Genomic DNA, 19,582 nt, shown 5'->3' on the forward strand with positions numbered 1-19,582 from the left:
TGGCGGACTCCTGTGGGCAGGCAGGTGGTTAGGTCGTGTACTCCAGCTCGCTAAGCGCAGCTTGATGCACGAGGTCTGCTACCTGCGCGATGTCGAGACTATTGAGGTAGCCGATCAGCTCGGTGCGGGACTCGCGGAGCTGCTGCGTCAGAGCTGCACCCGTGAGACGACCAGGCCGGACGATGTCCCGGAACTTGGGGTCTTCGATCGCGCCGGCTATCAGCTTCTCCGCCAACCACAGGTAGGTGCGCTCTCGGATGGCGAAGGTCAGGTGGAGGCTCGGCTCGTCGGGGTCGGAGACGAGAGGATTGTGCACCCAGCCGCGGGGGAGCAGCATCGTCTGGCCGGGCTGAAGGAGGATCTCCTTGTCCGGTCCCGCTGCCTCCCAGGTCTTGACGTAGTCGTCCTTCCAGCGCTGGACGCTGTCGTTGTATTCGCGCATTGGCGATTCGACCAGCGGCTTCCAGAGCTGCCACACCTTCGTCCCGGAGAGCTGGACGATCACGGCCATCTGCTGATCCCAGTGGTGCTGGAGGCCCTGCTTCCCACCGGGAGTGAGAAAGGCGTGGATGTAGTTCGAGTAGCCGGTCTCCTCCTGAATGACCTTCGAGACGCCAGCTAGGAAGGGCATGACACGCTGGAGATTGCCGAGCCTGATCGTGTACCCGTCCTCGTACAGCCGCCGCAGTGTGGCGCCTCTGGTGCGCCCGTACAGATCCGTGTAGAGCTTCGGGTTCACTGAGGGCCGCGGTGCCTTGACGACCGCGACTTCGGCAGCAGGAGCGCAGCCAGTGAACAGCCACTCAGCCAGGGCGGCAATGGAGATCTGCTCATCGAGCGCAGTCTTCCCCCGCTCGTACACCTCGGGCTCGTCAGGCCAGGTGAGGAGCAGATCGGAGACCCCATTCTCGGGCAGTAAGAGGCGCAGTGACATGGGCGTCGACTCCTCACGCTGGGGGCAGTGGGCAGGCGATCTCCGGGTGGAACCGGTTCGGGCAGCACACCACCGAGTACGAGATCAAGTTCTCGGAAGGCAGGTAGTAGCACCAGGTCACATCGACTCCGCGCGGGAGTACGTCTTCTGCGTACTCCATCTTCCAGTCGAGCCCGCAATACGCCTGACGGCCGTCCTTGCGAATGAAGGGAGGAGCCTCCTGGTACTGCTTGTTCAGCCAGTTGAGCGCCAACTGGTGGTCAGTCCACGTGCGTTCAGCCGAGACCGCGTGCTTCTTCGTAAGCCAGTGGCCGGTCATCAAGGGCGGCACGTTGCCGTTCGTGAACTCGGAAGCGGCCTCGCGGTACCGGTCGGCAACAGACACCTGCTTCTTGTCCTCGGGGTCCATCACCGAGGGGGGTCCGTTGGGGTGCGCAGGTCGTCGGCCTCCCTCCTGGTGGTACGTCATCGCCGAACCGACCCACGGACCGAACCCGTGCCAGTGACCTGACCAGCTCATCTTTGCCTTTCAGTGGGGTGGCCGGGCCGCCGCGAGGGCGACCCGGCGAGGGGGATGCGGATGTCCTACAGGGAGATGCCGTGCTTCTCGGCGTAGCCGCGCACGAACTTGTCCATCTCGGCCTCGGTGAAGCGCAGCTCCTTGCCGGCGCCCTCGGGCTTGGTGTCGCGAAGCACGTAGCCGCCACCGACGAGGTCGGTGATCTCGACGCACTGCTCGTGTTCGCCGCCCTGGTTGCCGCCGCAGAAGTTCTCGGCCGAGCCCTCGTTGACCGGCAGCGTGTAGAGGTCGCTCATGGGATAGTCCTCTCGGTGCATCTGCTTGGCGGAGAGTGAAGGTCTCCGCTCGGTTGCTGTGCACTTGCTGACCCACCCCGGCCGACCTGTCCTTCTTCGGGGGATTGGCTGAGCCGGGGTGGGGGCTTGGCTCCGCCTCCGTGGGTTCGACACTTTGCGTGGGGCACAGTCGGTCAGGTCACCACGAAGACGGAAGTCAGTGGCGGCGTATGCCGTATGCGACGGCGGAGGTCAGGAGCGCTACGGACGTTCCCCAGGCGAGGAACGCGAGCAGGATTCCCGCTACCTTGCCGTCCTTCCAGTCGGGAGGCAGCTTGATCATTTGGGCCACTTCCCGGTCTGGTCATTCCGCCTCTTGAGCTTCTTCGACAGGGGGTCCTGCGGCTCCTGGTCCGCCATGCTTCTTCACCACCTCGGTCAGCTTGCGGGCCGCCGAGATGCCGACGCGCCCGAGCTGGATGCCGTAGGCGCTGCCGGGCAGCGTAGGTGGGTCCACTGACAATGAGGGCAGGTGGACACCCGCGTCCTGTAGCGCATCGCGAAGCTCTCGCCAGACCTCGGACGCCTCTTCCATGGGGTCGGTACTCACAGACCAGCCGCCTTCCTGAGCTGCTTGACGGACTCGGTGAACACCTCGGCCTGTCGAGCCGTCAGCCAGCCCAGAAGGACAACCCGTTCGCCGTTCGCGTCCACGGCCTCGGCGTCGTAGGTCATTGCCTGCGGGTGGATTCCCAGGTCGGCGAATGCCTGCCGCAGCTCGGTGAACATCACTGCGTAGCTCGGCTCGGCCACTTCCTGGCGGTTCGTCATCTTCCTCGCCTCGTGTGGGGGCTGGCTTCTGGTGACAACCAGTGAACGACCGCGACGAAATCTGCGACAGGTGAAACCCGGTGGAACTCCAGCGCACGACCCCGGTGATTTTTACCTTCGCGCTGACACGGCCTGGTAGCGGAGCGCTACCTTCATGGGGTGTACGCGAACGCCAAACTCGAAGCGCGGATGGAGCAACTCGGCTTCTCCCAAGCCGGGTTAGCCAGGGAAGTTAACCTCGCCATCGAACGGCTGACCGGCTCGCCTGGCTCGGTCACTGACGCGGACGTACGTCGCTGGCTGCGGTACGAGACGAAGTGGCCGCAAGATCGTATTCGGCTTTGCGTCGAAGAGGTGCTGGAGTCCACGTCCGAAGCCCTAGGGTTCATCCCCCGCAAGAAGAGGGAGGACGGGCCCGTGCAACGTCGCGCATTCGGCAAGGCAGTAGGAGGAGCGGGCTTGGCCCTCGCTGCTCCGCAGAAACGACAGCGACGTCTTGGCGTCAGTGACGTCGAACGGTTCAGCCAGGACTACGCGTACATCCGCCAGGAAGATCGGGTCGTCGGCGGCACGAAACGGGTGGAGAACCTGGCCGTCGAGCTGAGCCTCCGCATCCAATCTGCGCTCTCGAACGGAGCGGTCTCCAGTCGCGTGCGGGACATGCTGAACAGCCTCGCCGCCGACGCGATGGCTGCGGCAGCGTTCGCCGCCCTCGACGCGCGCTCACCGCGACGAGCCCGTACGCACCTGGAGAAGGCCATGACCCTGGCTGGCCTCTCCCGTGATTCCCAGACCATGTACCGCATCTGGGACCACCTGATGCTCACATCAAGCATGCGCGAAGACCATGCTGAGGCCGCTGCCAGCGCCGAGGTGCTGAAGCGCTCAACTGCCGCGCGACGTGATCCACTCTTCGCGGCCCTCGGGCACATGCGCAACGCCAACGCACTGTCCCAGCTCGGCCGGGGCACGGAAGCGCTGCGCGCGTTCGCTCTGGCCGAGAAGCACTTCGGCCGTACGACACAGGAAGGTCGCTCTGGCTGGATCAGCTTCTTCACGCCGGTCGAGTTCGACGCCCTGTCCTCGTACATGTGGGCAGCCGTGGGCGAGCACGGCCGGGCCGAGTATTGCCTGCACCGGACGCTCTCGGCGATCCCGGTGGACATGACCCGCGACAGAGCACTGTTCACAGCCCACCTGTCCCTGTCTCAGTTCAGGCAGGGCGATCTTGAACAGGGCTGTTCCACGGCCAGGAGAGCCGCGACGCTACTGTTGCCAGACTCAGGTTCGCAGCGCACCGTTGGCTGCCTGGTCCATGGGCGTGACCTGCTCATCGCCTCCGGATCGAAAGCACCCGAGGTAACCGAGTGGATCGAGGAGTCCCGCCAATGGACCTGAAGCGGTACGGCCGCGCCGACGCCCAGGACGTGCGCTCACTGCTGTTGGACATCCACGACGAGGTCTACGCGGACAACCCCGACCCCTTCCATCGCCGTGAGCGCTGGTCCTATTTCCTGGACCGATGGTCTTCGCGAGAGGACTGGCGATGCATTGCCGGCTGGGAAGAAGGCGGTCCTGTCGGCTTCGCGTACGGCTCCGCGTTCAAGCCGGGCGGATGGTGGAAGGGCAGCACGAGGCCAGCGGATCTACGGGGGCCCGTGTTCGGGCTGTCCGAACTCATGGTCCTGCCGAAGTGGCGCGGGACTGGTCGAGCGAAGAAGATCCACGACACCCTGATAGCGCCCGTGAAGGCGCGGGTGGTGTCGCTTCAGGTCGAGGTCGAGCACCACAAGGTAGTCCGCCTCTACGAGAGTTGGGGCTATCGACAGGTGGACGAGTTCAAGCCGGGAGACGACACCCCTGTGTACGCAGCGATGGTGAAGGATCTTCCCCAGGCCAAGGATTTTCCGGCGCCAAACCTGCGAAGCGGCACGTTCGGATGATGGAGTCGCGGAGCTGGTCAGGCTGTTGGAGCTAGGGCTACCAAGAGCGGGCCCGCAGCCGTCGTCCAGCCGCGTCCAGCCATCAAGGCTTCGCAGCCATCAGTGCATATGGCCTTCTGCGTGGGGGCAATGAAGGTCCGGTGGAAGTGCTCCTGTGCCTCGGGCGTCATGCCGCTCGATGCGACGGCTGCCCCCACGCGCTCGCGGAGGGTGTGCGCCGCCTGGCCGAACCCCAAACCGGTCCACTCGTCCATGTGCTCACCGGCCAGCGCCCACGTCATCTTGAAGTCCATGCAGGCATCCTACCTGCGGAAATGCCGAAATGCCCGCCCCAACTGAGCCTCCAAGAAGGCTAGTTGAGCGGGCCCGGCAGGTGACTCAGATCGGTCGGTTGGTAAGGACGGACAGCACCTTGATCACGCGCTTCAGGGTGCCGGCGGAGTACGCGGCGAGGTCGGAAAGGTTCTTGATCTGCGCCGCCGTCTCCTCCTGCGTCGGGGTCTCCTTGGCGAAGTAGGCCAGGGACAGGTCGATCCGTGCGTCGAGGTAGCCGATCGCTTCGAGCGCCTCCTCGTGCAGGGCGTCGAGTGCGCCCTCATCCTCGATCTGCTGCACTTCTTCGTCGTTGAAGGGACGGGTCGCGAGCGTGCCGTCCGGCTGCCGCTCGTAGTAGGTGCGGCTCGCGTCGTCCCAGAACTCGATGTCCTCCGGGCTCATGCCCGGCGGCGCGGGGGTGGGCTGAGGCTCCTCGACGGGCAGTTCCTCGGGCGACGTCTCACTCACGCTGCGGTCTCCAATTCCTCGTAACTGTCGATGTAGTCAGTGCCGTTGAGGTGGGCGGCGAGCTTGCCGACTCCGCGCTCAAGGCGGTAGCGGACGGCCCGATCCGTGACGGCCTCGCGAGCCGCCATGCGCCGGTCGTCCCAGTCGAGGGCGAAGCGCATGAACAGCGCCCGCCGCTCCACCAGGGACAGCGGGGCCGTGCGCCAGCCCTGCCGGATGTCAGCGAGATGGGCGAACAGGGTGCCGGCGGACTTCTTGTCGACGGTCCCCTTCGGCATGTCCGCATCCGGAGCCGTGGGGTTGCGGATGCCGTAAGCGGCCTCCACGTCCCAGACGGCCGGAAGCAGGTGCTCGACTAGGCGCCGGTCGTAGCCGCTCACACGCGCCCCTTCTCGGCGGCTTCGCAGGCGGCTTCGTAGGAGGTGTGCCGGATGCGGTACTTGGCCTCGGTCTTCACGCGGTCGACGAGATCCAAGTACAGGCGGTGGTAGAGAACGCCGAGGCCGAGGTTGGGATCGGCGAGGCACTCGTTCACCATGTCTGGCTTCGTCGCCAGGATGATCAGAGCCTCCTGGCGGGCGTCCTCGTACTCCATCGTCAGCGTGTCCTCGTATCCGTCCGCGATGCGGCGGGCGGCCCGGCCTGCCAGTGCGGCGACCTCCAAGAGGTCGAGGACGCGCCAGTCCGGGGCGGTCACCTGACCACCTCCTTCACCGGCACTTCGCCGTCCTTCGTGACCAGGACCATCAGGCCGGGAGCGCCCCGTGTGCCGGTGCGGTGCCGCCACCACGTCGACTCGGACTCCATGGCCGGGACCTGCACGAAGGTGCGCGGGCCGTCCGTGGCGACGTGCTCGTGGTGCAGGTGTCCGGCAAGGAGCAGATCCGCGGTGTGCATGGCCGAGGTCTTGTCGAAGGCTTGGCCTCGCCACCAGTCGAAGTGCTTGCCCGACCTCCACTGGTGGCCGTGGGCGTGGGCGACGACGGTTCCCGAGCAGTCGACGACGACGGTCAGTTCGTCCGTGTCGGGGACGTACACCTCGACGTGAGCGAACTCTTCGCCCGCCCAGGACAGGGCCTCGCTCACGGAGATCAGGGCGTCCGTGTCGTGGCTGTCGTCGTAGCGGGTCACGCCCTTGCCGCCGGGCCTTACGGCCTCGCCGTGGTTGCCCGGGACTGCCACGACGGTCAGGCGCGAAACCAGCGGGGCAAAGGTGATGACGGCGTGGGCCATGAGTCGGCGGGTGAGGCGAATCTGTTCGGTGAGGGTGAGCGGGGTCCGCCAGGTGTTCGCGCCGCCCTGCGAGACGAAGCCCTCGACGTGATCGCCGAGCCACGCAATGTGGACGTGCTCGATCTCGAACCGCTTCCGGTACTCGCCAAGGAGGTTGGCGGCCTTGTCGATGCAGTGCATCGCGCGCTTGATGGTGCCCTCGTAGCCGTCGCCGTCGATCTTCCCGAACTGCATGTCGCCGAGGGCGACGATGTACGTGAACTCGCCCTCGCCTTTGTCCTGCACAAAGCCCGGGGCATCGTCGAAGACCTTGAGCAGTTCGTCGATGTTCGGCGTCTCGAGTTCCGCCGGCACCTTGCGGCGGCCGAACGAGTAGCGGGCAGACACCCCGGGCTCGCCGCTCGGCATGGTCCACTCCGAGGAGCGGAAGCCGGTGATCTCCCACTCGGCGGGGTCGAGGCCGTGAGCGCGCAGAACGTCGGCCGCGCTCGACTCGGGGTCGATGCCCTCGGGGCCGCGAACGGTCACCTCGGCGGCGTCGCCGGTTACCTCGATCTGCCGGGTGAAGTCCTTGTCCGGGTCGGCCTGACGGCCCGGCAGGGCCGGGGCGGTCGGGGTCGACAGCAGATCGTCGAGAAGCGAATCTGGCACTAGGTTAACAACCTTCCCTGAGTGAACGTCGGTACGTACGGATGGTGGAAGCCGAGACGGCGTGGCCGTGCTTGCGCAGGACCAGGGCCAGGCGCTCGGCGGAGGCGCCACGGTCGAGAAGACGCAGAACGACCGTCTCCCGCACGTCGGGCTCCAGCTCCTCGTAGATGCGGGCGAGGGTTGGGCCGGGCTGTCCCGGCAGGAACTCACTCATCGCGGCCCTGCTCGTCGAGTGCGCGCACGGCCTGTACCGCGTATGCGGCCACGGTCAGGAGCCGGTTCCGGCGGGCCTCGGGGGTGGCGGCGGAGAGGGCGGCGAACGTCTGCTCCAGGAGATGGCCGTCCGTGCCCTCGACCCCCAACTCGGCCCGGCGGACGTTGTGGGCGAGCCACGCTTCGTACCGCTCGGCATAGTCGGCGAGATGGGGCGTCCGGCCTCCGATCAACGGAAGCGTGGGTGGGATCTTGGCCGCTCGGTCCTGAACGGCCTTGAGCGTCTCGTCGATGGCAGGTGCCCGCCGTACGGGCTTGCGGGTGGTCGCCTTCTTCGCCGTCTCGGTCACTGCTCGTCCTCCTTGATCATGTCGTGCAGGGTCGCGAGGCCCCCTTGCTTGTAGGTGTCTGTCACGTCTCCGTTCCGGAGTCGCATCCCCTTCGCCTGGCGCAGAGCGCGGCAGATCCGAGTGGTGAACTCGGCGCCCGCGTCGTCCGGGTCGCCCCAGACGCGTACGCGGTTGAAGCCCGCGAGCATGCGCCGATGGCGCCCCTGCCAGATCGACGCGCCGGGGATCGCTACCGCGTGAAGTCCGGCCTTTTCCAGGATGATTCGGTCGAGTTCGCCTTCGGCGACTTCGATCGTGTCCACAGCCCTGTGGATGGAGTCGACGCCGTACATGCGCGGAGGCTCGTCCTTGACGGTGTTGTACTTGCCGTGGCCGAAGGCCCGGTGGTCGTGCTCCTCAAGGCAGCGGAAGCGGATCGCGAGTGGGGCGCCGGTCCGGTCGAGGTAGGGGATGGCCAGCATGCCCCGGTACTTCTCGTGGCCAGGGAAGGGGTGGTCAGCGACGACGCCAAGCCGGTACGTAGTTGCCTCGTCCCGCCCGATCCCCCTGTCGAGGAGATACCGTGCGACGCCCGGCGTAAGAGCTGCCTGATAGGCCGCGGTTGCCTCCGCCAGCATCTCGCGTTGCGAAGGAGACAGAGGCCGCAAGGGCTCGCGCTCCGACAAAGTCTGTGCCTTCCTTTTCCATGATCAGTGAGAACGAATCGCCGCCCTTCCCGCAGGAGTGGCACTTCCACAACTGCCGGTCGGTGTTCCACGAGAACGACGGCGTCTCGTCGTCGTGGAAGGGGCACCGCGTCATGCCGGTCGCCCGCTGGGAGTTGAAGTCGATGTCGTAGTGCTCGAAGACGGCTTCGAGCGTGGGCTTCTCGTCGTGGTCCTGGTGGTCGTTGTCGACGCGGGCGAACCTCACGCTGCCCTCCGCCCCATGAACCATCCCTGGTCGTCGTCGTAGCCGAGGGAGTCGAGTCCGGCGCCAGCGGCGGTCTCCAGGCTGAAGCGCCCCAACTCTGTGGTGAGCCGCTCCAGTTCAGCCGCCTCTTCGAAGGTGAGCGCGCTCATTCGACATCAAGCCCGAAGTGCCGGGCCACTGTGGTCAGGACGTACGCCTGGTGCCAGGGCTTACCGCGCCGCTTCACGACCACCACGCCGTCGACCCTGCGCACGTCGATGCCCCTGTGCCGCGCGAAGTTGGCGACCTCGCGCTCCATCTCGTCCACGAACGGGCCGGGGGTGAAGGCCGCCGCGTTCTTGTTCTCGATCACGGTGAACAGGCCGTCGTCCTCGCGGATGACCTGATCACCCTCGTCGTCCTTCCCGGCGAGGCGCAGGCGCTCGATGTCGAACCCCTCGTCTCGCATCGCCTTGTTGAAGTCGATCTCCCACGCCGCACCCCGGCGTTTGTTGGCTCGGTTCCGGGCGCTCACGTCTGGCACTACCCTCACACTCCTTGCTGCTTTTCGAGGACGGTCGTGGGCGACCACGGCTGGGACGGCGATGCGAGCGGGATGGTCCGCTCCAGCTTGGAGAAGCGCGTCACCTCCGGGTGGCAGCGCATCGACGCGTACCGTCTGGCCGTGGGGTCGCAGGGCCCCATGCGCTGTTTGATCACAGCGACCCGGTACTCGTGCGAGGTCGGGTCCAGCGCCACCGACAAGGACAGCTCGGGCTTCTCTGACAGGCCGCCCTTCACCTGGTCGCGGGATGGCGGCGCCCACGGATCGGACTTCGCCTCCCAGGACTTGTCGCTCGCGTGGTGCAGCACGATCACGGTCGCGCCGGTCGCGCGGGCCAACTCGGTGAGCCCGCTCATCACTGCCATCTGTGCCGTGTAGTCGGACTCGGCCTCGGCGAAGTCCATGAGGTTGTCGAAGACCATGACGGCCGGGTAGTTGTCCCACAGCTCGACCCACGCTTCGAGTTCCTCGTCGATGGCCTGCCAGGTGATCGGGGAGCCGAAGGCGAACGTGAACGGCAGGCCGGACAGTGAGTTGAGGTACTCGGCGCGGTGTCGTCCGCCGGCAGCCATCCCGGCCTCGACCATCTCCGTGGTGTCGCCGGTCATCATCGAGGCGAGCCTCGACGATGCGGTGAAGGCGGACATGTCGGCGGAGAAGTAGAGCGTCGGCAACGCCATCTGTGCAGTCCAGTACAGGGCGAAGCCGCTCTTCTGCGTTCCTGAACGGCCCGCGATCATCACCACCTCGCCGTGACGCGGGCGGCACCCCATCCCGTACAGGGCCTCGAACGCTTCGACGCGCGGCAGCTCCTTGCCGGACTCCGCATGCAGGGCGAGCGACCTAGCGGGGGTCAGCACGGGCGTACTCCTTTCTCGATTCGGTGTGGTTGGGCGAGGCGGGGGCCAGCCGTACGACCGGCCCCCAGCGCCTTGCGTCGATCAGTCGAAGGACGGGGCCTCAGCGGCGGCTGCGGTCACCGCGGCCTCGCGCTGCTCGGCGTACTGGATGACGGCCTGGCGGACCGAGGCGTCGTTGACGGGGCGCCAGACCCAGGCCGGGTACGCGCCGGGCCGCTTCGGCGGGATCTGGGCGAGCTGCACGATGGTCGCGCTGCCGACCAGCCCGGCGAGGTCGCGGGCGAGGAGGGTCTGCTCGATGCGCATGCCCTTGTTGATCTCGGGCGACTGGGCGTCGAGCGCGGCCTTGTCCTTGAAGACCGTCACGTCGCAGAGTGCGGAGTCCTTCGGGCCGTTCGGGGTGGGGCGCTGAGCCTCGTACGAGTTGACTTCGATCAGCAGGGCCGGGGCGTCCTTCACCTCGGCGGGCTTGAGCCAACCGCCACCGGTGCTGGGGATGTCGACGAAGTTCAGGGACAAAGGGATTCTCCTTCAGTTCGGTACAGGGGGTGCGTCTCGGCGAGACGCGGCTCGGTGCTCGGTGCGTACTTGAGGACGGACGCGAGGATCAGTGGGAGGAAGCGGGAAGCGGCGTACGTCATGCGGCTTGCAGCTCCCGGCCTCGGGCCTTGTAGGCGGCCATCACCTCGGGGTCGGCGAAGAAGGTCTGGTTGCCTGCCCAGAACTTCTGGAGGTCGCCGATGCTGGCTTGCTTCTTGATCTCGGCCAGGGCCCAGGCGCTTCCGCTGTCCTGTGCTGTGGCCGGGGCAGCCTCGGCCTGCGACCACGGGTCGTCGGTTCTCTGCTCCTCCGGCTGCTGGACGCCGATCCGGGTCGCGCCGAGGTAGGCGGCGAGGTTGCCGTTTCCGTGGGCGATGTTCGTGGCCTCGACCACCAGCTCGCTCAGCGTCAGGTACTCGACCATCTCGGGCTTGAAGCCGAAGTGCAGGGTGATCCAGGACCGGATGTCCTCGGGCGTGCCCTTGAAGACGGCCCAGGTGTCCTCGTAGCCCTTGCCGTACTTGATGGTGATGGTGATTCCGTGGTCGCTCACTTGCTCCCCTCCTTCTTGGAACTAACTTAACACTCGGAACTAGGTTAACAAAGCGGGGAAGATGTGACCCCGGACACCCATGGGAGCATGGCGCCTTTCCTGCTGCGCATGGCACGGATCTGGCGGGCGAGACGTGCGGCATCCCAGCCGATCTCCAGGTCGACCCAGTGCAGGGTGCAATCGCCGGAGCCCGCAGGGAGGTTGATGATGATGCCCCACTTCTTCGAGACGTGTCCGGGCAACGGGGAGTAGGCCACCGCGGCTTCCTCCGCCGGCACCTCCCGCTTCTTCCAGGCGGCGAATGCCCGCCGGTCCGCCGGGTCAACGGGGAAGCGGGTGTGATCGTAGAACTCGCCGTGTGCGTACACGGCGAGCTGGGTGGCCATCTTCAGTGCGCCGTACCGGACGGAGCCCGTCTTGAGGTCCCCGATGAAGTGCCCCTCGATGTGCTCGCCGTCCGGGCCGGGGCCCGCGTACTCCAGGAGCCGGTCGAAAGTGCCGCCCGTCCTCAACTCGGGTACCACGACGAAGCGTTCGACTGCCTTCACCGCGAATGGCACCGTGGCCCCCATGTACGCGGCCATGTCGCGCTGATCGAGCGCCGAGGTGCCGATGGGGAGCGGCTGCCCCCGGTCGACGTACTCGGAGAGCGTGTGAAGGTGGGTCCCCTTCTCGCGTTTCGCGTTCGCCCCCGAGATGTCCTGTGCCTGCTCTGCGAGCTGGTCGAGCCTGCGCTTGTCGGCGGGCTCCTGCGGGTCGAGCTGGTTCACGACGCTGAGGAGGTCCGGCCGCTTCGCGGCCCCGACCAGTGTCATGCGGGACTTCCATCCCGACAGGGCGCTCTTGTCCTCGATGCAGTCGATGAACGTCGTGGTGCGGGTTAGGGCCGTGGGCCTGCCTCCCTGCTTGGGGATGACGAGCGGGCGGTCCCACCCGTCACGGGGCACTTCCACAGCGGGAGTCAGTTCGACGATGTGCACAGGATCTCCGTCTCGAAAGGGTCGTTCGCGAAAGGGTCGATGGGATGGAGCCACATGCGTACGGAGCCGTCCGGCAGGGCCTCCGGGTCCGCGTCGGGTACCGGCTCCAGGCCGAGCTTCTCGGCGCAGGCGAGGGCCTGGGCGACGTCGGCCGGTGCCGCGTCGGGGTGCGCGGTCACGGAGTAGTCCCACTCCTCGGCTCTGCACACCAGAACGGCGTGGCCGAAGACGTGGCGGGTTGCGGTCAACGTGTCGTCCCCCTGTGAAGGTAGTACCAATCTGCTTAGTCCTACACCTTGCAAACGGAACGAGTCAACGCAGTTCCAGACGGCATGCGCAGGAGGCCCGGATCGCGCCTCCCCAGGCGATCACACGAGCTACTCGAACACTAGAACAGTGCTGGTAGGCGCCCTATAAGCGTGTGACCTGCATCGGTTCCATGCATAGGGTGAGAAGAGCATGAGAAAACCCCCGGCCGTACGGCTCGGGGGTCAACCTGTCGCGCAAACGGAATGGAGCATGGTGGGCGCCTAGTCCTCGCTCTGGGGGCGCAGCCCGCCCTTCGGCCGGCGGATCAGGTCTGTGTCGGAGTCCTCGCGCGGCACGTAGAAGAAGCCGTCCTCGGTGTCGCGGTCGTAGTACACGACCTGGTTCGTCTCCTCCAGCATGTTCTTCCAGCTCTGGAGCTTCGACGCGGCGCGTCCCTTCAGCTCCTCGCCAGCGCGCATTCGCGCCTCTGAACGCAGCATGACCAGCGGATACGCGAGCATGTGCTCCTTGGCGATCTTCCAGGGGATCAAGTTCGTATCCCGGACCACGCGGGGCTCAATGCCCTTGCGTCGCCGGAAGGTGGACCACATCGGGACCGTCGTCTCGATGCCGTACTTCTCCTTGTACTTCTCCACGATCCAGGCGTACGTCTTGCCCTCTTCGATCCAGCGGATCGCCTCTTGCTCGTTCTGGATCTTCCTGGGGGGCATGTTCTGCTCCGGTCTCTGTTGCACGGTGCGGAGGGGTTCTGTGAACACGTTACCGCGAGGAACGAGGTTCACAGTGAGCGCGGTGTAAAGGTTGACCCACGCGCTTATGTCGTGTCAACCTATGGCCGTGATCGCGACCGGTCACACCTTCACAGACTAAATACAGGTGACCCCGGCGGTGCGCTAACACCCCGGGGTCCGGCACCAGGAGCTAGCACTCCCAATGCAGATCCATCGTATCCCGACGCATGAGCGGGATTTCGTGATGATCGCCAACAAGGCGATCCAGGACCCGCGCATCAGCCACACCGCGCGCGGCATCCTTGCCCTCGTCCTGTCCCTGCCCAGCGGGGTCAAGGAGAACGTCCGCACTCTGTCCGACAACTATCCGCAGGGCCGATCCGCGGTGGCCAAGGCCGTCAAGGAGCTGCGTGACCTCGGGTACTGGGTGACCCGCACGAGCCGCGACGGGGAGACGAACCAGATTGTCTCCACCGTGGACGTGTACGAGCTGCCGAACCTTGCTTCCGCTCCGGTTCCCACTCGTCCGGTCACCGGCCGTACGGCTGCCCGGAAGGCAGGCACGTCCCCTTCCGGGGAAAAGGACTCTTCAAAGGACGGGGACAAGAGCCCTCCCTTCCCTCCCGCCGAGCCCCGCGAGGACACGCCCCCTGCGGCTGACCCGAGGGAGGGCTCCAGCGCCAAGGACGACAAGCAGTCGGCGGAGGCCGCCCGCATCCTGCGCCGCCTCGGTGCCATCGACACCCGCCTCCGCCTCGCCGACCGCCAGATCAGCAAGCTCGTCCCCGAGGTCGCCGACTGGCTCGACCGTGGCGCCACGATCGCCCAGATCACCGACGCCGTCACGCAGGGCCTCCCCGCGAAGGTCTACTCGGCCTCCCGCCTGATCGCCGACCGCCTCGACCGCAAGCGCCCCGAGCGCAAGCGCCAGTGGCGACAGATCCACGACTGCGCCGAGTGCCGCGATCCCCTGCCCTTCGGCCAGGAGACCGGCATCTGCGACGGCTGCGCAACCGGCGTCGCCTTCTCGATCGACTGCACGACCGGCGAGATCACCGAGGCCACGCCGCCCGCGATCACCCCCGCCGGCATCGCCAGCTTCCAGGCCGCACGCGCCGCCATGCGCGCCTGACCAGACCTTCCCCCGCGTCACACCCCCTTGAAGGGACACCCATGTCTTCCCGCCTGCCCCGCTACGCCTACATCGTCGGCGGCCTGGTCCTCGCCGTCGCCCTCGCCATGTCCGCCCCCGGCGAGTACCAGCTCGCCCGCGCAGCCGGATGGAGCGAGGTCGTCGCCGCCGGGATGCCCGTCTGCATGAGCGTGTACGCCGTCGTCGCCGTCTGGTTCACCGAGAGCCGAGCCAAGGGCGAGAAGGGCCGGGGCTCCGCCATCGTCGGTGCTGTCGGCGCCCTGGCCATGACTCTGACCGGACAGGTCGTCGCCCACTGGATCGCCGCCGGATACATGGAGTCGTCCAAGGCCCTCGTCGCCGCAGTCTCCGCCGTCCCGGCGATCGTCGCCGGGCACGTCGCCCACATGGTCATCCGGGCCGCCCGGGAGATGCCGACGGAAGTTGAACTGGTCGTCGAGGACGAGCACCAGGACGCGGAGGCCACTCCCGTGCAGACCACCCTCGACGGTGAGGAGCTGCCCGTGGACGAGGTGGCCAAGGCTCGTGCCAAGCGCCGTCCCGGCCGCCCGACCCCCAGCCTCGACGAGATCAAGGCCGCCGCCAAGGCCCTCCTCGACCAGGGAGAGGAGGTCACCGGACCCAACCTCGCCAAGCACATGGGGCGTGACCGCCGCACCGGCAGCCGCTACCTGAAGAAGCTCAACACCGCTGCCTGACAAATGCCCTCTCGCCGTACGGGACAATGGCCGCCCACTGTCCCGTACGGCGAGGAGCACGACCAGAATGGACATCACGATCACCGTGCGTGCCTGTGACTACTGCAAGAAGAACGACCGGCCCACAGCCCGCTACACCCTCACCCCCGAGAAGGGCGAGCCGGTGACACGCGACCTGTGTGCCGAGGACGTGGCCCCGCTCGAAGCGCTTTTCGGCCCGCTGGTGCCCGTCGAGGTGCAGAGCCCGCAGGATGTCTTCAAGGAGCAGCTCCTCGCGCTCATGGAGGAACACGAGCGGGACAACCGGGCCCGCCGGGCAAGCGTGGAGGCCAAGCGCCGAATTCTCCGTGGCGTCGTCCCGCACGAAGCGCCGGTCGACGGGGCCGAGGGCAAGGCTCCGGCCAAGAAGACGACAGCGAAGAAGGCCCCGGCCAAGGAGACTGCCGCGAAGAAGGCCACGCCCGCCAAGAAGACCACCGCCAAGAAGACGACGGCCGCGAAGAAGACCGGCACCAGGAGTCTCACCGTCGAGGAGATCGAGGCCATGAAGGCTGAGGGCAAGCTGTAGACCCAACGCAGAAAGGCGCCCCCTCACCGGCCGGTGAGGGGGCGCCTAACGAAATGCCTTCCGCGGAACAAGCCGGGTGACCAGGGTTCTCTGCCAGCAGGGGCGGCTGCGACCTATTCGAGGGTCTTGATCCAGTCGGTCACGATCTTGACGTAGCGGGCTGGGTCGGCGGCGTGCATCTGGTGGGCGGCGTCGGGTAGCGAGGTGTAGGTGACGGGTTGGCCGGCGGCCTTCATGATGCGGCAGGCGTTCTGTGCCTGGAGGTCGGTGCAGGCTCCAAGCATCAGGCCGGTTTCCGGGTCGATCATGTGGGCGTGGTGGGTGAACAGGACCGGTACCTTCACCTGCTCAAGGATGGTCTCGTGGTCGCTGGAGGCGAACGCCAGGCCGCTGGCCCACGATGCCGTCACCTCCGGGTCGAACTCCTTGAGGTGCTGCGGTGGTTCGGGGTCCTGCGGGCTGCCGGCCAGCATGCCGGGAAGCTCCTTCGGCGCCGCCTGCACGAGGCCGTCCCAGTCTCCGATCGACCACTGGTTGCCCAGCCACTTGCTCCGCAGCTCGAACACTGGCCCCAGGTTGGTGCGCACCCCGGGCCCGTAGGCCGGAGCGACCTCGCAGGCGAACAGCGGCGGGTCTTCCAAGATCGCAGCGCGCAGCTGTCCCGGTTTGGCGTACGCGGCCAGCCAGGCGGTCATGACGCCACCGACCGAGTTGCCGGCCACCACGGCGGGCCGCTTGATGACCAGGTCCATGAAGCGGACGAGGTCGTTGCCGAAGTTGTCCAGTGCGTAGCGACCCGGCGTCCAGGTCGTGCGGCCTTGCCCGCGGGTGTCGACCGCGAACACCTGGAACTGCGAGGCCAGCAGGCCGATTGCTTCCTCGTAGGTCCACCACGAATCTGCCCCGCCGGGCACCAGCAGGAGGGCGGGGGCTTCTGGGTCGCCCTCCACGACGTAGTTCATGCGGATCTCACCGAGGTCCACCGTGCGCTCGCTAAATGCATGCTCGACGAAGATCTCAGCTCGGTCCGCAGCCTCAGAGATGCCCATTTCGTCAGCGCCCTTCTCTGTATCTGGAATGTCGGCGCCATATCAACATCTGCTGGTTTGACTCTTGTGCTGCCACTCCGTCTGTAACCAGCCTCTGGGAGCCATTCGCGTCCCCCTTGGGCTCTCAGCGAGGCGAAGATCATTCTGTTAGGGGTACCTACTCGGGATCGGAGCTGTGCGGACCGTCGACCAGGCCCAGAGAGGTAGCCACCTGGACGATCAGGGCGACCTCGGGGCGGTCGGCGTAGACGACTGCGACGGCGCTCACCACGACCCCCAGGGCCGCGACGATCGCGGCGACCCGGGAGCGGTAGCGGACCGGCAGGGCGGACAAGAAGGCCGCGACGGGCTTGCGGTGCTTGGTCATCGGCGGCCCGCCTGCTTCTGGAGCGCGATGAAGCCCTTGGGGCCGATCCGCGGGTCGTGCAGCCCGCTTCGGTAGGCCGGGTTGCGGTCGTGGAAGCGGGCCACTGCCTTCTGCGTCTCGGTGCCATAGAACTTGGTCACCGCTCCCTTGATCGGGCCGTACCCGGCCTTGATGAGGAGCTGCTGAAGCTCGGCGACCTGGGTGTGGGTGGCGCCCGGCTTCACGGCGGAGTTCAGACTGACGATCTTCGAGCCTGACGAGCCAGACGAGGAGCCCGAGGACGATCCGCCGGCACTCTTCACGAGGGCGATCAGACGCGAGATCGGGAAGTTCCCGGGGTCACCGTGGTCGTTCTCCGGAACATGCTGGTGACCGCAGATTCCACGGAACTTGTTCCACTCGGCGAAGGTCATGCGCTGCTTGTTCTTCGAGCCGTACGAGGCCGGGTAGGCGAGCCACGGCTTCAAGGTCGCCACGAGCGGGATGCCGGGGTACGTGGTCGTCAGCCACTTCACGAGGTCGACGAGGCCCTTCATGTCCGCGTCGGTGGCGTTCGGCCAGTACAGCCCGGGACCGCCCTTGACGCAGGTGCCGACCAGCTCGATCTGCACCACGTTCAAGGTGTTGGTCGCGACGCCGCCGCTCTTGTTCACGAGGGCACGCGAGGACTCGTTCGCGTCGAAGTGCTGCCGGACGGTCGTGCCCTTCACGGTGAAGTTCGGCGCTGAGCCGCCACCGCCGTACGACGGGAAGCTCGATCCCTCCGTGGTGTGCAGGACGATCACGTTCGGCTTCATGGTGTCGCCGGGGTACTTGTTCGCGAACCACTGGGACGTGGTGTCGGCCTTGGGGTACTTCGCAGACAGGGTGGGGCTCCTTCGGGAATGCGAAAGGCCCCGTCCGGCGGGACGGGGCCAGGGGGAAGCGGTGAGGTCAGGGCCTGGGGACAGGTCCGCTGATGTGCGTGTCGAGACGCTCGGAGACGGCCATGCGCTCAATGCGTTCGTGGGACAGCTCGGTGCGCAACTCACGGATGTCCCGGCTGTGTTCGGCCTGTCCCGTGAGGACACGATCGAGTCCCGAGATCACGCGGTCGAGGTCGTCCCGCAGGTTCGTGGAGTGCGTATTGGAGACCTGATCGCGGGCCTCCTGCGCGTGCTCGCGCACCTCGTTGAGCGCTGTCCCCTGGCGTCGGACCAGCTCGACGAGGACGCCGACAAGGGCGACGAGGACAGTGCCGGCGGCCGACACGATGGCGGCCTGAGTCGCCGGAGCGAGGGACAAAATCACGCAGCCTCCAGGGCCGCGAGCCGCTCCTCCAGGTCCCGCAGACGCCGCTCCTGCGCCTGCACGACAGGCAGGAGGGCCACGCCCAGGAGGTCATAGCGCAGGGCGTCGATCTCGCCGTCCATGTACTGCACAAGCCAGTTCAGGCCGATGTCGTGCACCTCGTCGGCGATCAGGCCGACCTCGCCCTTACGGCCCGGCCTGACCTCGCCGGTCTCCTCGTCGAGCTGGTCCTTGCGGTCGTAGATGACCGGCCGCATCTTCAGGACGTCGGCGGGGTCGATCTCGAAGTCCCGGATGTTCTCCTTGAACTTCCGCGCCGAGGTGTTGCGACAGAACGTGCCCGAGCCTTCGACCCACACCGCGTACCACGTGCCATCGGTGGCGGTGTTGGAGTACGGCTTCTTTGACCCGTTGGCCCAGGCGATTGTGTCCCCGGACTCCAGGTAGGAGGAGTGCGAATGGGACGACGGCGGGAACGTGGACGGCTTCGAGGTCACGCTCGACCAGGTGTGGGAGTGGGTCGCCGGGGCGTAAGTCGACGGCTTGCCGCTGATGTCCTCCCAGTCGTGGCCGTGCGCGCTCGGGACAAAAGTCGTCGGCTTGCCGGTGACCTGGTCCCATTCGTGCGTGTGACTCGACGGGGGCATGGTCGACGGCTTGTCCGTCAGGTCGGCCCACTTGTGCGTGTGCGCGGACGGGGTGAACGTCGCGGGGACACCGGCCAGGGACGACCATGTGACGGAGCTGACCAGGGACGTCCATGCTGTCCCGTTCCAGAACTCCCAGGACGCCGTGGTGTTGTTGTAGCCGACCTGTCCCGTGCGCGGGGACGTTGGGCGGGTGCGCGTGGCCCACGAGCCCACGCGCATGCCGACCACGGGACGCATCGCGGTGATGTTGGCTGACGTGATCGACGTGACGCTGGCCCCGACCGCGACCTGGGCAAGCTCCATCTCGAAGATGCCGGTATCGGTCTGGGTCAGCGCAGTGGGAGTCGAGGAGCCCGCGGTGCCCTGAAGGACCGCAAGAACGATGCTGTTCGTGCTCGGGTCCAGGCGGAGCACTACGCGGTCGACGCGGGCGGAGGTGCCGGCGGCCGGAATCGTCAGGGACTCGGTGGCCGTCGACTGCACCATGAAGCCGCGCACGAACGCGAGGCCCGGCGCCACCGTCACCTGCATCCCGGTACCGGCGTTGACTCCGAAGGCCGTGCCCGAGGAGTAGGAGGCGACGACGCCGTTGTCCTGATACTCGCGGAACATCTGCGAGAACTGCGTCTCGGTGACGGCCTGGCCGTCGAACGGGTAAGACGTGATTGCCAAAGGGGTCTACTC

Annotated in this window: 33 protein-coding genes; 5 read left to right on the forward strand and 28 right to left on the reverse strand. The window is 66.8% G+C overall.

The window, feature by feature from the left end:
* Positions 1–28 precede the first annotated feature (28 nt).
* From ACFWYM_RS27680 to ACFWYM_RS27705, 6 genes are all read right to left on the reverse strand, one after another.
* Entirely contained in the window at positions 29–934 is a 906-nt protein-coding gene (locus ACFWYM_RS27680; protein WP_384842833.1) for a JmjC domain-containing protein, read from the reverse strand.
* A 13-nt stretch (positions 935–947) separates the two neighbouring features.
* Positions 948–1,343, reverse strand: a complete 396-nt coding sequence (locus ACFWYM_RS27685; RefSeq protein ID WP_384842835.1) for a hypothetical protein — start codon at positions 1,341–1,343, stop codon at positions 948–950.
* 176 nt (positions 1,344–1,519) lie between these two features.
* Positions 1,520–1,750, reverse strand: coding sequence for a DUF397 domain-containing protein (locus ACFWYM_RS27690; protein WP_384842838.1), 231 nt, complete (start codon positions 1,748–1,750; stop codon positions 1,520–1,522).
* A 196-nt stretch (positions 1,751–1,946) separates the two neighbouring features.
* Positions 1,947–2,072 (reverse strand): hypothetical protein, encoded by a 126-nt coding sequence (locus ACFWYM_RS27695; RefSeq protein WP_384842841.1) that lies wholly within the window; start codon positions 2,070–2,072, stop codon positions 1,947–1,949.
* Between the two features lie 21 nt (positions 2,073–2,093).
* Complete coding sequence (locus ACFWYM_RS27700) at positions 2,094–2,339, reverse strand: hypothetical protein (RefSeq protein ID WP_384842843.1); 246 nt, start codon at positions 2,337–2,339, stop codon at positions 2,094–2,096.
* Positions 2,336–2,560, reverse strand: a complete 225-nt coding sequence (locus ACFWYM_RS27705) for a hypothetical protein (RefSeq protein WP_384842845.1) — start codon at positions 2,558–2,560, stop codon at positions 2,336–2,338. Before ACFWYM_RS27705 ends, ACFWYM_RS27700 begins: the two co-directional genes overlap by 4 nt.
* Before the next feature lie 159 nt (positions 2,561–2,719).
* On the opposite strand from ACFWYM_RS27705, the gene ACFWYM_RS27710 reads away from it, so the two are divergent.
* Both ACFWYM_RS27710 and ACFWYM_RS27715 read left to right on the forward strand, forming a co-directional pair.
* Complete coding sequence (locus ACFWYM_RS27710) at positions 2,720–3,958, forward strand: XRE family transcriptional regulator (RefSeq protein ID WP_384842848.1); 1,239 nt, start codon at positions 2,720–2,722, stop codon at positions 3,956–3,958.
* Positions 3,949–4,503, forward strand: coding sequence for a GNAT family N-acetyltransferase (locus ACFWYM_RS27715; protein ID WP_384842850.1), 555 nt, complete (start codon positions 3,949–3,951; stop codon positions 4,501–4,503). Before ACFWYM_RS27710 ends, ACFWYM_RS27715 begins: the two co-directional genes overlap by 10 nt.
* Before the next feature lie 17 nt (positions 4,504–4,520).
* On the opposite strand, the gene ACFWYM_RS27720 is transcribed toward ACFWYM_RS27715, so the two are convergent.
* The 17 genes from ACFWYM_RS27720 to ACFWYM_RS27800 all read right to left on the reverse strand — a co-directional run bounded on the left by ACFWYM_RS27720 (position 4,521) and on the right by ACFWYM_RS27800 (position 13,102).
* Positions 4,521–4,796, reverse strand: a complete 276-nt coding sequence (locus tag ACFWYM_RS27720) for a hypothetical protein (protein ID WP_384842853.1) — start codon at positions 4,794–4,796, stop codon at positions 4,521–4,523.
* 85 nt (positions 4,797–4,881) lie between these two features.
* The gene (locus ACFWYM_RS27725; RefSeq protein WP_384842855.1) at positions 4,882–5,286 is read right to left on the reverse strand and encodes a hypothetical protein; all 405 of its coding nucleotides are present in this window, start codon (positions 5,284–5,286) and stop codon (positions 4,882–4,884) included.
* Entirely contained in the window at positions 5,283–5,666 is a 384-nt protein-coding gene (locus ACFWYM_RS27730) for a hypothetical protein (RefSeq protein WP_384842858.1), read from the reverse strand. Before ACFWYM_RS27730 ends, ACFWYM_RS27725 begins: the two co-directional genes overlap by 4 nt.
* Entirely contained in the window at positions 5,663–5,983 is a 321-nt protein-coding gene (locus tag ACFWYM_RS27735) for a hypothetical protein (RefSeq protein WP_384842861.1), read from the reverse strand. Before ACFWYM_RS27735 ends, ACFWYM_RS27730 begins: the two co-directional genes overlap by 4 nt.
* Complete coding sequence (locus ACFWYM_RS27740; RefSeq protein ID WP_384842864.1) at positions 5,980–7,170, reverse strand: hypothetical protein; 1,191 nt, start codon at positions 7,168–7,170, stop codon at positions 5,980–5,982. Before ACFWYM_RS27740 ends, ACFWYM_RS27735 begins: the two co-directional genes overlap by 4 nt.
* A 4-nt stretch (positions 7,171–7,174) precedes the next feature.
* Complete coding sequence (locus tag ACFWYM_RS27745; protein WP_384842867.1) at positions 7,175–7,384, reverse strand: hypothetical protein; 210 nt, start codon at positions 7,382–7,384, stop codon at positions 7,175–7,177.
* The gene (locus ACFWYM_RS27750; RefSeq protein WP_384842869.1) at positions 7,377–7,733 is read right to left on the reverse strand and encodes a hypothetical protein; all 357 of its coding nucleotides are present in this window, start codon (positions 7,731–7,733) and stop codon (positions 7,377–7,379) included. The genes ACFWYM_RS27745 and ACFWYM_RS27750 overlap by 8 nt, the downstream gene beginning before the upstream one ends.
* Complete coding sequence (locus ACFWYM_RS27755) at positions 7,730–8,194, reverse strand: toprim domain-containing protein (protein WP_384842872.1); 465 nt, start codon at positions 8,192–8,194, stop codon at positions 7,730–7,732. Before ACFWYM_RS27755 ends, ACFWYM_RS27750 begins: the two co-directional genes overlap by 4 nt.
* A gap of 34 nt (positions 8,195–8,228) precedes the next feature.
* Positions 8,229–8,669, reverse strand: coding sequence for a CHC2 zinc finger domain-containing protein (locus tag ACFWYM_RS27760; RefSeq protein ID WP_384842875.1), 441 nt, complete (start codon positions 8,667–8,669; stop codon positions 8,229–8,231).
* Positions 8,642–8,794 (reverse strand): hypothetical protein, encoded by a 153-nt coding sequence (locus ACFWYM_RS27765; RefSeq protein ID WP_384842878.1) that lies wholly within the window; start codon positions 8,792–8,794, stop codon positions 8,642–8,644. The genes ACFWYM_RS27760 and ACFWYM_RS27765 overlap by 28 nt, the downstream gene beginning before the upstream one ends.
* Positions 8,791–9,168 carry a hypothetical protein gene (locus tag ACFWYM_RS27770; protein WP_384842881.1) on the reverse strand — a complete coding sequence of 126 codons (378 nt, stop codon included), beginning with the start codon at positions 9,166–9,168 and terminating at the stop codon, positions 8,791–8,793. Before ACFWYM_RS27770 ends, ACFWYM_RS27765 begins: the two co-directional genes overlap by 4 nt.
* Before the next feature lie 5 nt (positions 9,169–9,173).
* Positions 9,174–10,049, reverse strand: a complete 876-nt coding sequence (locus tag ACFWYM_RS27775) for an AAA family ATPase (protein WP_384842884.1) — start codon at positions 10,047–10,049, stop codon at positions 9,174–9,176.
* A gap of 81 nt (positions 10,050–10,130) precedes the next feature.
* The gene (locus ACFWYM_RS27780) at positions 10,131–10,568 is read right to left on the reverse strand and encodes a hypothetical protein (protein ID WP_384842887.1); all 438 of its coding nucleotides are present in this window, start codon (positions 10,566–10,568) and stop codon (positions 10,131–10,133) included.
* A gap of 118 nt (positions 10,569–10,686) precedes the next feature.
* Entirely contained in the window at positions 10,687–11,142 is a 456-nt protein-coding gene (locus ACFWYM_RS27785; RefSeq protein WP_384842890.1) for a hypothetical protein, read from the reverse strand.
* A gap of 44 nt (positions 11,143–11,186) precedes the next feature.
* Positions 11,187–12,122 (reverse strand): hypothetical protein, encoded by a 936-nt coding sequence (locus tag ACFWYM_RS27790; protein ID WP_384842892.1) that lies wholly within the window; start codon positions 12,120–12,122, stop codon positions 11,187–11,189.
* The gene (locus tag ACFWYM_RS27795) at positions 12,104–12,370 is read right to left on the reverse strand and encodes a hypothetical protein (protein ID WP_384842895.1); all 267 of its coding nucleotides are present in this window, start codon (positions 12,368–12,370) and stop codon (positions 12,104–12,106) included. Before ACFWYM_RS27795 ends, ACFWYM_RS27790 begins: the two co-directional genes overlap by 19 nt.
* A 282-nt stretch (positions 12,371–12,652) precedes the next feature.
* Positions 12,653–13,102, reverse strand: coding sequence for a hypothetical protein (locus ACFWYM_RS27800; protein ID WP_384842898.1), 450 nt, complete (start codon positions 13,100–13,102; stop codon positions 12,653–12,655).
* A 223-nt stretch (positions 13,103–13,325) separates the two neighbouring features.
* On the opposite strand from ACFWYM_RS27800, the gene ACFWYM_RS27805 reads away from it, so the two are divergent.
* The 3 genes from ACFWYM_RS27805 (at position 13,326) to ACFWYM_RS27815 (ending at position 15,542) form a co-directional block, all read left to right on the forward strand.
* Positions 13,326–14,255 (forward strand): hypothetical protein, encoded by a 930-nt coding sequence (locus tag ACFWYM_RS27805; protein WP_384842901.1) that lies wholly within the window; start codon positions 13,326–13,328, stop codon positions 14,253–14,255.
* Between the two features lie 41 nt (positions 14,256–14,296).
* Positions 14,297–14,974, forward strand: coding sequence for a hypothetical protein (locus ACFWYM_RS27810; protein ID WP_384842903.1), 678 nt, complete (start codon positions 14,297–14,299; stop codon positions 14,972–14,974).
* Between the two features lie 67 nt (positions 14,975–15,041).
* Positions 15,042–15,542 (forward strand): hypothetical protein, encoded by a 501-nt coding sequence (locus tag ACFWYM_RS27815; RefSeq protein WP_384842906.1) that lies wholly within the window; start codon positions 15,042–15,044, stop codon positions 15,540–15,542.
* 113 nt (positions 15,543–15,655) lie between these two features.
* Here ACFWYM_RS27815 and ACFWYM_RS27820 read toward each other — a convergent pair whose 3' ends face one another.
* The 5 genes from ACFWYM_RS27820 to ACFWYM_RS27840 all read right to left on the reverse strand — a co-directional run bounded on the left by ACFWYM_RS27820 (position 15,656) and on the right by ACFWYM_RS27840 (position 19,570).
* Positions 15,656–16,591 carry an alpha/beta fold hydrolase gene (locus tag ACFWYM_RS27820; RefSeq protein WP_384842909.1) on the reverse strand — a complete coding sequence of 312 codons (936 nt, stop codon included), beginning with the start codon at positions 16,589–16,591 and terminating at the stop codon, positions 15,656–15,658.
* Between the two features lie 157 nt (positions 16,592–16,748).
* Positions 16,749–16,958, reverse strand: a complete 210-nt coding sequence (locus tag ACFWYM_RS27825) for a hypothetical protein (protein ID WP_384842912.1) — start codon at positions 16,956–16,958, stop codon at positions 16,749–16,751.
* On the reverse strand, positions 16,955–17,755 hold the full coding sequence (locus tag ACFWYM_RS27830) for an N-acetylmuramoyl-L-alanine amidase (RefSeq protein WP_384842914.1): 801 nt from the start codon (positions 17,753–17,755) through the stop codon (positions 16,955–16,957). The genes ACFWYM_RS27825 and ACFWYM_RS27830 overlap by 4 nt, the downstream gene beginning before the upstream one ends.
* Positions 17,756–17,891: 136 nt before the next feature.
* Positions 17,892–18,248 carry a DUF2746 domain-containing protein gene (locus tag ACFWYM_RS27835; protein ID WP_384842917.1) on the reverse strand — a complete coding sequence of 119 codons (357 nt, stop codon included), beginning with the start codon at positions 18,246–18,248 and terminating at the stop codon, positions 17,892–17,894.
* The gene (locus ACFWYM_RS27840; protein WP_384842920.1) at positions 18,245–19,570 is read right to left on the reverse strand and encodes a tail fiber domain-containing protein; all 1,326 of its coding nucleotides are present in this window, start codon (positions 19,568–19,570) and stop codon (positions 18,245–18,247) included. The genes ACFWYM_RS27835 and ACFWYM_RS27840 overlap by 4 nt, the downstream gene beginning before the upstream one ends.
* Positions 19,571–19,582 lie beyond the last annotated feature (12 nt).

The organism is Streptomyces sp. NPDC059009, assembly GCF_042740175.1.
Taxonomy (GTDB): domain Bacteria; phylum Actinomycetota; class Actinomycetes; order Streptomycetales; family Streptomycetaceae; genus Streptomyces.